This is a genomic window from Brevibacterium sp. SMBL_HHYL_HB1, assembly GCF_018208375.1.
Classification (GTDB): Bacteria; Actinomycetota; Actinomycetes; order Actinomycetales; family Brevibacteriaceae; genus Brevibacterium; species Brevibacterium intestinavium.
The window spans coordinates 1,549,926-1,561,972 of the sequence record NZ_CP062936.1 but is presented as its reverse complement, the minus strand read 5'-3'; the positions used below and the strand labels follow the sequence as shown (position 1 = coordinate 1,561,972).

Annotated in this window: 12 protein-coding genes and 1 tRNA gene; 6 read left to right on the top strand and 7 right to left on the bottom strand. The window is 65.7% G+C overall.

Going from position 1 to position 12,047, the window contains the following annotated elements; all coding sequences use genetic code 11:
• Positions 1-170: 170 nt before the first annotated feature.
• On the bottom strand, positions 171-1,607 hold the full coding sequence (locus IG171_RS07205; RefSeq protein WP_212130983.1) for a recombinase family protein: 1,437 nt from the start codon (positions 1,605-1,607) through the stop codon (positions 171-173).
• Between the two features lie 38 nt (positions 1,608-1,645).
• On the opposite strand from IG171_RS07205, the gene IG171_RS07200 reads away from it, so the two are divergent.
• From IG171_RS07200 to IG171_RS07185, 5 genes are all read left to right on the top strand, one after another.
• Positions 1,646-2,329, top strand: a complete 684-nt coding sequence (locus IG171_RS07200; protein ID WP_349252145.1) for an LLM class flavin-dependent oxidoreductase — start codon at positions 1,646-1,648, stop codon at positions 2,327-2,329.
• On the top strand, positions 2,302-2,472 hold the full coding sequence (locus IG171_RS19310; RefSeq protein ID WP_349252144.1) for a hypothetical protein: 171 nt from the start codon (positions 2,302-2,304) through the stop codon (positions 2,470-2,472). The genes IG171_RS07200 and IG171_RS19310 overlap by 28 nt, the downstream gene beginning before the upstream one ends.
• A 149-nt stretch (positions 2,473-2,621) precedes the next feature.
• A complete protein-coding gene (locus tag IG171_RS07195) occupies positions 2,622-4,034 on the top strand; it encodes an MFS transporter (RefSeq protein ID WP_212130981.1) in 1,413 nt (470 codons plus the stop codon).
• 134 nt (positions 4,035-4,168) lie between these two features.
• Complete coding sequence (locus IG171_RS07190) at positions 4,169-5,437, top strand: EAL domain-containing protein (RefSeq protein WP_212130979.1); 1,269 nt, start codon at positions 4,169-4,171, stop codon at positions 5,435-5,437.
• A gap of 113 nt (positions 5,438-5,550) precedes the next feature.
• A tRNA-Ile gene (locus IG171_RS07185) sits at positions 5,551-5,627 on the top strand.
• 28 nt (positions 5,628-5,655) lie between these two features.
• On the opposite strand, the gene IG171_RS07180 is transcribed toward IG171_RS07185, so the two are convergent.
• The gene (locus tag IG171_RS07180; RefSeq protein WP_212130977.1) at positions 5,656-6,171 is read right to left on the bottom strand and encodes a hypothetical protein; all 516 of its coding nucleotides are present in this window, start codon (positions 6,169-6,171) and stop codon (positions 5,656-5,658) included.
• A gap of 157 nt (positions 6,172-6,328) precedes the next feature.
• Between IG171_RS07180 and IG171_RS07175 the strand changes: the two genes are divergently transcribed.
• Positions 6,329-6,820: a DUF3145 domain-containing protein gene (locus IG171_RS07175; protein ID WP_212131578.1), complete on the top strand. Its 492-nt coding sequence runs from the start codon at positions 6,329-6,331 to the stop codon at positions 6,818-6,820.
• Positions 6,821-7,136: 316 nt separating this feature from the next.
• Here the strand turns inward: IG171_RS07175 and IG171_RS07170 are convergent, their stop codons facing one another.
• The 5 genes from IG171_RS07170 to IG171_RS07150 all read right to left on the bottom strand — a co-directional run bounded on the left by IG171_RS07170 (position 7,137) and on the right by IG171_RS07150 (position 11,998).
• Positions 7,137-8,381 carry a beta-ketoacyl-[acyl-carrier-protein] synthase family protein gene (locus tag IG171_RS07170; RefSeq protein ID WP_212130975.1) on the bottom strand — a complete coding sequence of 415 codons (1,245 nt, stop codon included), beginning with the start codon at positions 8,379-8,381 and terminating at the stop codon, positions 7,137-7,139.
• Between the two features lie 67 nt (positions 8,382-8,448).
• Positions 8,449-8,700 (bottom strand): acyl carrier protein, encoded by a 252-nt coding sequence (locus tag IG171_RS07165; protein WP_212130973.1) that lies wholly within the window; start codon positions 8,698-8,700, stop codon positions 8,449-8,451.
• 117 nt (positions 8,701-8,817) lie between these two features.
• The gene (locus tag IG171_RS07160; protein ID WP_212130971.1) at positions 8,818-9,819 is read right to left on the bottom strand and encodes a beta-ketoacyl-ACP synthase III; all 1,002 of its coding nucleotides are present in this window, start codon (positions 9,817-9,819) and stop codon (positions 8,818-8,820) included.
• Positions 9,820-9,837: 18 nt separating this feature from the next.
• Positions 9,838-10,743, bottom strand: coding sequence for an ACP S-malonyltransferase (locus tag IG171_RS07155; RefSeq protein WP_212130969.1), 906 nt, complete (start codon positions 10,741-10,743; stop codon positions 9,838-9,840).
• A 55-nt stretch (positions 10,744-10,798) separates the two neighbouring features.
• Complete coding sequence (locus tag IG171_RS07150) at positions 10,799-11,998, bottom strand: helix-turn-helix domain-containing protein (RefSeq protein ID WP_212130967.1); 1,200 nt, start codon at positions 11,996-11,998, stop codon at positions 10,799-10,801.
• Between the last annotated feature and the right edge of the window lie 49 nt (positions 11,999-12,047).

The following is a 12,047-nucleotide window of genomic DNA, read 5'->3' as shown; positions in this document are numbered from 1 at the left end:
TCGTTTCACCGGGGGTGTCTCACCCTCGCTCACGCGAGGTTCACTCCGTTTGCCAGCCCGGGGACATGCCACTTCGCTGCCCCCGCGGACCACGAAGCGCTGTCCATTCGCCTCTGCAACGATTCTCCCATGACTCGACTCACCATTGCAATGACGAGTCGAATCATGAGTCAATCGCGACGCGGCTCGATCCGAATGAGGTCGGGATCGAACCGCACGTGACCGGGCCGGATCGGCGCGACGGTCACCGTCACCAGCTCGTCCACGAGCATCCGGCGACGGTCCACATCCAGCGCCTTCCACTTCGACTCGACCATCTCCCGGCGCTCCACGGTTCCGACCAGCTCGTCCACGTCCGCGAGCAGCTTCACCGCCGCCGACACCGAGCGGTCGAGCAGCTCCGCGTCGATCTCGTCGATGCGGGCCTTCACGTCATTGATCGCCGCCGTGATCTCAAGGACCGGCTGATGGATGTCGCGCAGCAGCGGGCTCAGTTCCTTCACGCGCTCGACCAGCGCGTTCCGCTCGGTCAGCAGCTCCTCGCGGTCCGGCCTACCGTCCTCCTGCGGCATCACCAGGTCGTGCACGTCCACCGAGGACAGGCGGGTGAGCACCGCCTCGGTGACCATCGCATCGACGGGCTCGCGCTGGCGCGTGAGGTGGAAGTGCTCTCCACAGCGATACGTCGGCTGCTTGCGGCTGTTCGTCCACGAGACAAGCGTCGCCCCGCACTTTCCGCACAGACCGATCCCGGAGAGTAGGTACTTCGGCTGGTTCCCCTGCCTCGCCGACCTCCGCACGTTGTCCTCCAGCTTCGCAACCGCGGCCCGCCACGTCTGCTCGCTCACAATTGGCGGGAACACCTCGCCCTGCACGGGGTACAGCTCGCCCGACGCGTAGTGCTTGATGTAGCCAGCGTAGAGCGGGTTCGCCAGCAGGTACCTCACGGCATCGACTGAGAACTCCGACCCGCGCGCGGTGAGGTGACCGGCGCTGTTCAGGTCCTCGCGGATGCGTCGGATCGACAGCGACGGCTCGCCGAGGAACGCGTCGAAGGCTCGCCGCACGGCCTCGGCCTCCTCGGGGATCAACTCGCCATCGCGCGTCCAGCCGAACGCCTTCCAGGCCGACGTGGGGATGCCTTCTGTACGTCGGCGCTCGTTCGATCTGATCTGGCGCTCTGCCTTGCGCCGGGCTTCGAACCGGGCGAGGGCGGCGAGCATCGTCGCCCGGAACTCGCCGTCCGCCGTCGAGAGGTCGATCTCGCCGTCCACGGTGACGACGCGCAGACCGAGGTCGATCAGTGTGTTGAGATCCTTGGTGCTGCGCAGGAGGCGGTCCATGTCCACGGCGACGACCATCGAGAACCGGCCTGCTCGGGCGTCGTCCAGCATCTCTGCCCACCGGGTGCCAGCGCGGCGCTTCTTCGTCGCCGACACCGCGTTGTCCTCGTAGACCTCGACCACGTTCCAGTCCTTGGCCTCGGCCAGCGCCTTGATCTTCCTCAGCTGGGTATCGACCGTCCAGCGGTCGCCCTTGCGGTCCATGGAGGCGCGGACGTAGGCCGCCACCTCGTTCGTCTTCCTCAGCGCTACCAGTTCGACCATGCAACCAAGCTTACGTGGACCAGTGTTGCAACCCCGATATGCGCTATGAGAACCCGCTCCATCTGGCCGAAGAAGTGGCGGCACTCGACCTGCTCTCGGATCAGCGCATCGCCGTGGGCATCAGCCGCGGTTCACCGGAGCCTGCCCTGCGCGGCTGGGAGGCCTTCGGGTACTCGGACCCCTCCGATGCGAAGGCGGCGAATATGGCGCGGGAGAAGTTCGATCGGTTCCTCGCCGCTGTGCGCGGTCACGAATTGGCGCCTGCCGATCCGGCGCAGTTCGGTCCTGGGGTCTCGCTGCGCGTCGAGCCGCACTCTGTTGGCCTCGATCGGCGCATCTGGTGGGGTGCCGGTTCGGCCGCGACCGCCGAATGGGCGGCGGAGAAGGGCGTGAACATGATGAGTTCGACCCTTCTGACCGAAGCCACGGGCGCGGCTTTCGCCGATCTGCAGCGAGAGCAGATCGAGCGCTACCGCACTGCGTGGCGGGCCGCCGGTCACGACTGGGCCCCGCGAGTGTCCGTCAGTCGCAGCATCTTCCCGATCACCAGCGACATCGATGACCTGTACTTCGGCCGGCGCGGTGGGGACAGGGCGACCAGATCGGGATCATCGACGACACCAGATCCACCTTCGGAAAGACCTATGCGGGAGAGCCGGACGAACTCATCGAGGCTCTGCGGGGCGATGCTGCGGTGGAAGCCGCCGATACGGTGCTTCTGACGATTCCGAGCCAGCTCGGTGTCGATTACAACCTGCACATCCTCGAATCGTTCGCCGAGCATGTGGCGCCCGCTCTGGGCTGGAGGCCCAATTCAGAGGGGCCGGTGCAGCCGGATCCGATCGGCGGCCGCCCCGGAGCCTGAGCGCCCGGCCCTGGGGCAGAGGTCGGCCCCGGTTGGGAACGCCTCCAACGTATGATGAGACAGACTGACTTGAAAAAATGAATGACGAGCCGCGCATGGGCTCCTGGCGCGGACTCATAAGAGGAGATGGTGTGGTCGACGACAGGTCAATGACGCAGACGCAGAGACGCATCCTCGTCATCGGGCTCGTCCCCCTGTTCATGTCACTGCTGTCGGTTTCGAGCATCAACGTCGTCCTCCCTGCCATCGCCACTGGTATCGGCGCATCGACCTCGGCTCTGCAGTGGGTGCTCACCGGTTATGCGCTGTCCTTCGGCGTGGTGCTGGTGGCCGCCGGTCGGGCCGGAGACGTGTTCGGCCGCAGTCAGCTGTTCATGATCGGGGTGGGCCTGTTCGGTCTGTCGTCACTGGTCTCGGGCATCGCTCCGGATCCGCTGATCCTCAATATCGCCCGTGTCTTCATGGGCTTGGGGTCCGGTCTGCTCAACCCTCAGGTGGTCGGCCTCATCCAGCAGTACTTCCAGGGCCCACCTCGTGGGCGGGCCTTCGGACTGATGGGAACGACGGTCGGGCTGTCCGTGGCGATTGGCCCCGTGCTCGGCGGGGCCCTCATCGCACTGCTCGGAGACGAATTCGGGTGGCGTGCCTCGTTCCTGGTGAACGTGCCCTTCGCCATCGCCTCGCTGATCCTGGCCAGAGCCTGGTTCCCGCCGGGCGCATGGCGCGGCATCGCCGCCGACGATGACGAGCACAGACGCGACCTCGACCCAGTCGGTGTGGTCCTGCTGGGCCTCGGCGTGCTGCTGGTCCTGCTGCCCTTCGTGGAATCGTCAGTGGGCTGGTTCATCTGGCTGACGCTGCCCCTGGGGCTGTTCGCAATCTGGGTCTGGACGAAATGGGAGCGACGCTATGCGGCTCGCGGTCGCCCGCCGATGGTCGACCTGGACCTGTTCGGCATCCGCAGTTTCAGCAGCGGTTCGATCATCATCACCCTCTACTTCCTCGGCGTGACGAGCGTCTGGGTGCTCGTCGCGATGTACATGCAGCAGGGCCTCGGCCATTCGGCCTTGGCCGCGGGCATGATCGGTCTGCCGGCCGCACTCATGTCGGCGATCTCGGCCGACGTATCCGGTCGCTTCGTCTTCCAGATCGGTCGCCGACTCGTGGTCTGGGGAGTCCTCATGTGTCTGTTCGGGCTTGCCTCGACGATTGCGGTGGTCGTGCTGCTGTCTCAGGGCATCGGCAGCGAATGGTGGATGCTGCTGACCTTGGCCTTCATCGGCACGGCCCAGGGGATGGTCATCAGTCCGAATCAGACCCTGACCCTGCAGGAGGTGCCGCTGAGGTATGCCGGCTCCTCCGGTGGGGTGCTGCAGACCGGACAGCGCATCGGCACGTCGATGGGCCTGGCGATCATGACGGCTCTGGCCTTCGCCGTCACCGCTGTGAGCAACTGGCACATGGGCATGGTCAGCGCCTTCGCCGCGATCGCCGTGGTCGTTGCGCTGGCGGGCCTCGTCGGGCTGTCCGATGTGCGTCGAGGCCGATCCCGACGCCGCTGAGCTCGGATCCGCCCGCTCATCTCGCCCAGTGAGGGCCTCAGCTGTCAGCGCAATAATGTTACAGATTTTAGACAATCCGCCGTGCCCGAATATGGAAGACTGTGAACGCACATCAGCCCACGGAAGGAAGCACAGTGGTCGAGGCTGTACCCGAAGACGACCTGGCGCTCGAGGACCTCGTGCGCTCAGGTGGGATCGAAACCTACTTCACGCCCGTCGTCGACACCCTCACCTTCCATCGGGTCGGTCATCAGATTCTGCAGGCCCCCGTCGGGGACCCGGCACTGGGGCGCGCGGAGGCGGAGAACCTGCGCCGATCGATCCGCACCTCGTCGATGATCGGCGACATCGACTCCTCACTGCGCGATACGGCGCTGCGGACTGCAGAGTCCGCCGGGCTGCCGAAGTCGAACCGCCTGTTCCTCAACGCCGAGGCGGACTCCTTCGCCACACTCGAAGACCGCACCGGCGAACCGGACCGTTCGGTCATCCTCCAGCTCGACGCGAATCGGGTCGCGTCCTCGCCCGCCTCGGTGCTCCGTTCGGTGCGGTCGGCCCGATCCCTCGGCTGGGGCGTGGGCATGTCCGCAGTCGGAGCCGATCTGCGCAGCGCCTCGTTCGTCCCCTTGGTCAACCCCTCGGTGGTCGGTCTCCATCCGGATGTCCTGCGCATCGACTGCGATTCGCATCTGGCCGAACTCAACCGGCTGCTCCATGCTCACCTCGAACGCACGGGAGCGGTCATACTGGCAGACGGCGTCGAGACCGAGGACGATCTCGACCGGGTGCGGGCTCTGGGCGCACGATTCATGACGGGACCGTACTTCGGCGAGGCGACGAAGCAGCCGCAGCCGTTCTCCGAGCCGAATGAGGATGCTCTCGTGTCCCACTATTCCCGCAATCTGCCGGCGCTGGGCACCCCGTACTCGATCTCACAGGGGCTGCGCCGGGAACCGCTGGTGATGAATCGTGAGCTGCTCATCGCCCAGATCGCGGCTCTGGAGGAACGTGCGCTGGCGTCGGGCACGGCGACGATCACTCTCGGCGTGTTCGGTGACGATGAGTCCTTCTCCGAGGCGACTCGCCGCCGCTATGAGAGGATCCGTGACACTGTGGGGCTGACCGCGATGTTCTCCGGCGGATTCGACGGTCCTCCCATCCCGGGCGTGCGCACCGGGATGGTCGATGCTTCCGACCCGATGCGCAACGAACACGGCGTCGTCGTGGTCGGCCCGGACTGGTCCGGCATGGTCGCGGCCTCCAAACGCAATGATCCCGGCAGCGACGGACAGACGGTCTTCGACGTCTACATCACCACCGATCGCTATACCTGTGTCGACGCCGCCCGCAGCGTGCTCACCCGCGTCGCCCCGCTCAACGGTGCCGCGGCACAGCGGGCCTGAACTTCCGCTGTGCCCCTCGGGCACAGCCTCCGACGTCCGGGGCGCAGGAGCCTGAGATGCACGTGGTTCGAATGGGTCCCCATGCGTCGATGGTGCTAATCTTGTCACGGTCGGCCCCCGTAGCTCAGCTGGTCAGAGCAGGGAACTCATAATTCCTTGGTCGTCGGTTCAAGTCCGACCGGGGGCACCACTTGACGCGACCAAGGCTGATATCTGTCTCAGCCTTGATCCTGCGAGCGTCCTGAGCGCTGATTCGGTGTGAAGGTCTCTCCCGACAACGGCGCATACGCCGTCCACACTCCGCCTGATTCGGCGAAGATTTCGGCCGTTCTCTTCCCTTCGGCAATGAGCTCTTCTCGCAGACGCGTGAACGCGGCCTCGGCGGCTGGATTCTCGGCGGGGCGTTCGGCTCTCAGCACGACCGTCTCGTCCCGACCCTCGACCGAATCGCACGCGATCGCGAAACGCGGCCCCACCTCGGCGGAAACGCGCCCTGCGAGCTTGACCCCTTCCTCAGCGTGCGAGGCTTCCGCTGTCCGCGACACGAACTCGAAATCATCGGTCCGGGATTCGTAGAAGGTCTGCTCCCAATGCTGCAGGTCATCGACGAGCGCGGCTGTCAGTCCTGTGTCGGAGTACTCGACCGGCCCATCACCGAACCACAGCACCGTGTCCGCATAGTCGGGGAACATGCGGATGATCTCATGCGGTGCGTCCGTGATCTCACCAGGCATGCCCAGAGCATAACGCTGCTGACCCTCTACAACAGACACCCGAAACCACCAGGATCTTTGATTCTTGGCTGTGAATGAAACATCGACTATCATGTGGTCAGCACCTCCTTTCGGATCGTAGGGGAAGACGTATCCGAGGTAGGAGGCACAAATGGATATGACACAGGGCGTACTCTTCGTCCACTCAGCACCTCGCGCGCTCTGCCCGCACATCGAATGGGCAGCGGGCGGGGCCATCGGCGCACAGGCACGCTTCGACTGGACACCCCAGCCGGCGGCGCCAGGCCTGGTGCGCGCAGAAGTCTGCTGGCGCGCGCCGGCAGGCTCAGGCGCTCGTATCGCCTCAGCCCTGCGCGGCTGGGATTCGCTCCGCTATGAAGTCACCGAGGAACCGTCCCCCGGTGTCGACGGCGGACGGTGGAGCCACACCCCCGATCTGGGCATCTACCATGCCGTGACCGATTCCGCCGGCAACATCCTCGTTCCCGAAGACCGCATCCGCTCCGTCATGGAACGGTCGGCCGGCGATCCGGCGCAGTTCTCATCAGAGATGGCCACTGCGCTCGGCGAGGCCTGGGACGAGGAACTCGATCCCTTCCGCCATGCCGGCGAAGGAGCTCCCGTTCGCTGGCTGACCAAGGTCGGCTGAGCTCTGACCGGGATCGGCTGAGCCGGCGGTTCTTCCGACGCGTCCCGACGCGACGGACGTCGTGGTCGTCGCCACGACCGATTCCATCATGCTCAAAGGGCACACTCTCCTACCTCGGGTGTGCCCTTTGAGCATGCGTGGCAGCACCTGGAGTCGGCTCCGGACACCCTGCGTACACGAAAGCGGCCCACGCGAGGGTGGACAACCCGAGTCGGAGACTGGGCTGACCGTCCTCGAGTGGGCCGCTTTGCGACCTTACCCCGTCCGGCCCGAAGACGCGTGGGCCGGACGGGCCGGACTCGGCGGGCGCGGTCCCTCAGACGGAGCGGAACGCGACGACGGCGTTGTGGCCGCCGAAACCGAATGAGTTCGTGATCGCTGCGATGTCACCGGCAGGCAGCTCAGCAGGTGTGTCGCGGACGATGTTGATCCCGACGACCTTCGGATCGACCTCGTCGATGTTGATGGTCGGGGGAGCGGTGCGGGTCTGCAGCGCCTTGGCCGTGAGGATGGCCTCGACGGCGCCGGTGCCACCGAGCAGGTGGCCGGTCATCGACTTCGTGGCCGAGACGAGCGCGTCACCGACATCGTCGCCCATGAGCTCGCTGATCGCCAGCGACTCGGGGATGTCCCCGACGGGGGTGGACGTCGCGTGGGCGTTGACGTGCTTGATATCGGCCGCGGACAGTCCGCCGGCGGTGAGTGCCTGCTGCATGGCCGCCAGTGCGTGCTTGCCCTCGGGCTCGCCGCCGGTGATGTGATAGGCGTCGTTCGAGATGCCCCAGCCGGCCACCTCGGCGTAGATCGTCGCTCCACGGGCCTTCGCATGCTCCTCGGTCTCGAGGATGAGCGCGCCCGCACCCTCGCCCATGACGAACCCGTCCCGGTCGGTGTCATACGGACGTGAGGCCGTCTCAGGGGAGTCGGTGCGGCGCGAGAGCGCCTGCATGGAATTGAACGCGGCGAGCGTGATCGGATGGATCGCCGCTTCGGATCCGCCGGCGATGATGACATCGGCCTTGCCCGAGGCGAGCACGTCGTAGGCGTGACCAAGGCTCTCGGTGGACGATGCGCAGGCTGAGACCAGCGTCTGCACACCTGCACGAGCCTTGAACTCCATGCCGATGGCCGCGGCAGGGCCATTGGGCATGAGCATGGGGACGGTCAGGGGCATGACCCGGCGCGGGCCTTCCTCCTGCAGGGTGTCCCAGGCGTCGAGCAGCGTCCAGACACCGCCGATGCCGGTCGCCCAGGAGACCGCGGTGCGCTCGGGGTCGGTGTCGTCGAGGCCGGCGTCGGCCATCGCCTCGCGAGCGGAGATGAGAGCGAACTGGCTCGACGGATCGAGGCGCTTGGCTTGGACTCGTTTGAGATTGTCGGGGACGACCTGTGGGTCGACCTCTGCGGCGAAGTCCACGGCGAGGCCGTACTTCTCAGACCAATCATTGTCCATTGTGTGGACGCCTGAGGTGCCGGCCAGAATGGCTTGCCACGTGGCATCGGCATTCGCGCCCAGGGGGGTTACCGCACCGATGCCGGTGACGACAACTTTAGCTGTCATGGTACAAACCTCGTCGATAGTGTGGACACGGCCCGCCGGTGGACGGGCCGTGCTCGGTTGCTGTGGTTCAGGCTTCCTGAGCCTTGTTGATGTAGTCGACAGCGTCCTGAACGGTGACGAGATCCTTGACGTCGTCATCCGGGATCTTGACGCCGAACTTCTTCTCGGCGTTGACGACGATGGTCATCATCGAGATGGAGTCGATGTCGAGGTCGTCGGTGAACGACTTGTTGGCTTCGACTGCCTCGACAGCCAGGCCGGTCTCTTCGTTGACGATCTCTGCCAGCCCTGCGAGGACTTCAGATTCGGTGAATGCCATTTCTTTCCTACTTTCTGATTTCGGCCGAGGGTTTTCGACCGCTTGAGGAACGTTTCGACGAGTGTCCCGCCGAATATCTTAGGACATTCACGGACGGTTTTCCGTGAATGGTGTGTCTCAGGGCAGGCGGACGACCTGCGCGCCGTAGACGAGCCCCGCACCGAAACCGATCTGCAGGGCCAGCCCGCCGCTGAGTTCGGGCTGTTCGCGCAGCAGTCGTTCGGTGGCCAGGGGAATCGACGCCGCCGAGGTATTGCCGTTGTCGGCGATGTCCCGGGCGATGACGACGGAGTTCGGCAGCTTCAGCTGCTTGGCCAATTCGTCGATGATTCGCATATTGGCCTGGTGCGGGACGAAGGCGGCGAGGTCACCGGCTTCGATGCCCGCGGCGGTCAGAGCCTCCTTGGCCACCTCGGCGCCGTCCCAGACGGCCCAGCGGAAGACATTGGGTCCGTCCTGCCGCAGGGTGGGGAACGGAAGCTCACGGTTGTCACGGATGTCGATGAGCGAATCGGTCATGCGGATAGTCGACCAGCTCTCGCCCTTCGACCCCCAGACGGTCTTCGAGATGCCCGGCTCGTCCGAGGAGCTGACGACGACGGCTCCGGCCCCGTCACCGAGGATGAAGGAGATCGAACGGTCCTCGGGGTCGATGATGTCGGACAGCTTCTCGGCACCGATGACCAGGACGTTGTCCATGGTTCCCGCCCGCACGAGGGCATCGGCCTGGGAGATGCCGTAGCAGTAGCCGGCGCAGGCGGCGCTGATGTCCCAGGCGGGAACGGGGCCGGTGCCCAAACGATCGGTCAGCGCCGAGGCGGCCGAGGGGGTGAAGTACGGGAAGGTCACCGTGGAGATGATGATTCCGCCGATGTCCTCGGGTTTGAGACCGGCGGAGGCGACGGCCTCGAGTGCGGCCTCTTCGCACATGTCGAGCACGCCGACGTCCTCGCTCGCGCGCCGGCGGGTGATGATTCCGGTGCGCTGGCGGATCCATTCGTCCGAGGAATTGATGGGCCCGGCGATGTCATCATTCGTGACGAGGTTCTCTGCCCGGTAGGCGCCGATTCCCGTGATGCGGGAGAAGGTGCCCGGCTCGGCGGTCTTCAGTGTTGGCATGTCGTCTTCCTTCGATACTCAGGCGTGGGCTGCCGCGAACTCACGCGCGCCGTCGAGATCGGCGGCTGATTTGATGGCGAATGTCTCCACGCCCTTCATGGCGCGTCGTGCGATTCCGGTGAGCGTGCCACCGGGAACGAGCTCGATCATTCCGGTGATTCCGGAGCTCAGCAGAGCCTCCTGGCACAGATCCCAGCGCACCGGGTTCGTGACCTGCTTGACCAGACGATCGACGTATTCGCGGCCCGAGGCCACAACAGCGCCATCGGAGTTGCTGAGGATGGTCACCTGCGGATCGGACGGACTCAGGTCCGCGGCGGTGGCGGCGAGGTCGTCGGTGGCCGGGGCCATGTATTCGGTGTGGAAGGCGCCGGCGACCTGCAATGGGATGACTCGGGCCCGCTCCGGCGGGTTCTCCGACAGCGCCGAGAGGGCATCGAGCGAGCCGGCAGCCACGGTCTGGCCTCCGCCGTTGACATTGGCGGGGCTGGCCCCGGCGGCTTCGATGGCCGAGAGCACGTCCTCGGGCTGACCGCCGACGACGGCGGACATGCCGGTCGGGGTGGTGGCAGCGGCAGAGGCCATGCCCTGTCCGCGCACGGACACGAAGCGCATGGCGTCGGCGGCGGTGAGGATTCCCGCGATTTGTGCGGCAGCGATCTCGCCCACCGAATGTCCGGCGACGACGCCGGGGCTGATGCCGAGTTCGGCGGCACAGGCGATGGCCGAGGCGACGAGGAGGGGCTGAGCCAGCGCGGTGTCCTTGATCGTCTCATCGTCGGATTCCGTCCCGTGCAGACGAAGATCGATCCCCGAGTCGGCGGAGAGTTCGTCGATCTGCGCGGAGAAGGTCTCGAGCTCGAGGAAGGAACTCAAGAATCCAGACTTCTGGGCTCCCTGGCCCGGGCAGGTGATTGCTAGCACTCAGTTCTCTTTTCGTTGGGTTGCGTGGATGAATCTAGTCGATTCCGGGTCCGAATCAACGAGATTTGTCGCTGTTCGACAATAGCCCGTCCTCTGACAGTCGCCCGTACACCAATGCGATATGGATGACGAACGCATCACGAGAAGTCGTCGGATCGAGTCCGATGGCGTCGGTGATCTTCCGCAGACGATAGCGCACGGTGTTCGGATGCACCGACAGCGCCTTGGCGGTGGCCTCCAGCGAGGAACCGAACTCGACATAGGCGCTGACGGTCTTCAGCAGCTGTCCGGTGCCGGTGGTGAGGGGCTCGTAATAGCGTTCGATGAGTTCGCGCAGGGCGATGCCGTCACCGGACAGAGCCCGTTCCGGCAGCAGGTCGTCGGCCTTGACCGGCCGTGGGGAGTCCGGGCGCGCCGTAGCGGCCCTGAGGGCTCGGATCGCCGCCTTCGCCGAGGTAGCGGCCTCGGCGAGGACGGGAACCGTGGGACCGACGATGACCTCGGAGGGGCCGAAGCAGTCGGAGAGGTCCTCCACGGCATCGTCGAGCTCGGAGACCCCGCCCAGAACGATGAGCAGTCGATTGTCATGGATGCCCACGAGGGCGTCATCGGCCCAGCGCCTGGCCTTGCGCCGAATGCCTTCGAGGCCCTTCTTCGCCGACCGCTGCGGGGCGCGGCCGACGATGACGCAGACCGGGCCCTCCGACTGCCACCCGAACGCCGCGGTGCGGCTGGCGAGCTCGTCGACGGAGTCCCCGCGCACGAGGGCGTCGATGACCATGGCTTCGAGCCTGGCATCCCAGCTGCCGCGAGCCTCGGCCGCGCGGGCATAGACATCGGCGGCGGCGAAGGCGATCTCACGGGAGTAGATGAGCACGGCTTCTCGCAGGGCCGGCTGCTCGGCCGGACGCGCGATGTCGGGCACGCGTTCCTCGACGACTTCGACGACGATCTTGAGCAGCTGCAGGGTCTGCTGCAGGCTGATCGCGCGGATGAGGTCCCGCGGTGCGGTCTTGAACAGATCCGAGACCACACGCAGGTTCGTATCGGGTTTGCGGTACCAGTCGACGAAGGACGAGATCCCGGACTGAGCGAGCAGCCCCACCCAGGACCGGTCCGATGACGACATCGAACGGTACCAGGGCAGCTGGGCCTCGAGTCGTTGGAGCGTCACCGACGACAGGACACCCACTCCGGCGCGCAGTCGGCGAGCGGTTTCGGCGCGACGGCGCAAGGTCTCGGAATCGGACATCATGGACATCACTTTAGATGAGATTGCACAAGAGTGTTGTCAGCGACATACA

What these genes read in the sequence shown, in the direction of transcription:
- IG171_RS07165 (WP_212130973.1), bottom strand. Translation starts at nt 8,700, where the DNA reads ATGGCATTCACCGAATCTGAAGTCCTCGCAGGGCTGGCAGAGATCGTC.
- IG171_RS07150 (WP_212130967.1), bottom strand. Translation starts at nt 11,998, where the DNA reads ATGATGTCCGATTCCGAGACCTTGCGCCGTCGCGCCGAAACCGCTCGC.
- IG171_RS07160 (WP_212130971.1), bottom strand. Translation starts at nt 9,819, where the DNA reads ATGCCAACACTGAAGACCGCCGAGCCGGGCACCTTCTCCCGCATCACG.
- IG171_RS07195 (WP_212130981.1), top strand. Translation starts at nt 2,622, where the DNA reads ATGACGCAGACGCAGAGACGCATCCTCGTCATCGGGCTCGTCCCCCTG.
- IG171_RS07180 (WP_212130977.1), bottom strand. Translation starts at nt 6,171, where the DNA reads ATGCCTGGTGAGATCACGGACGCACCGCATGAGATCATCCGCATGTTC.
- IG171_RS07205 (WP_212130983.1), bottom strand. Translation starts at nt 1,607, where the DNA reads ATGGTCGAACTGGTAGCGCTGAGGAAGACGAACGAGGTGGCGGCCTAC.
- IG171_RS07200 (WP_349252145.1), top strand. Translation starts at nt 1,646, where the DNA reads ATGCGCTATGAGAACCCGCTCCATCTGGCCGAAGAAGTGGCGGCACTC.
- IG171_RS07170 (WP_212130975.1), bottom strand. Translation starts at nt 8,381, where the DNA reads ATGACAGCTAAAGTTGTCGTCACCGGCATCGGTGCGGTAACCCCCCTG.
- IG171_RS07175 (WP_212131578.1), top strand. Translation starts at nt 6,329, where the DNA reads ATGACACAGGGCGTACTCTTCGTCCACTCAGCACCTCGCGCGCTCTGC.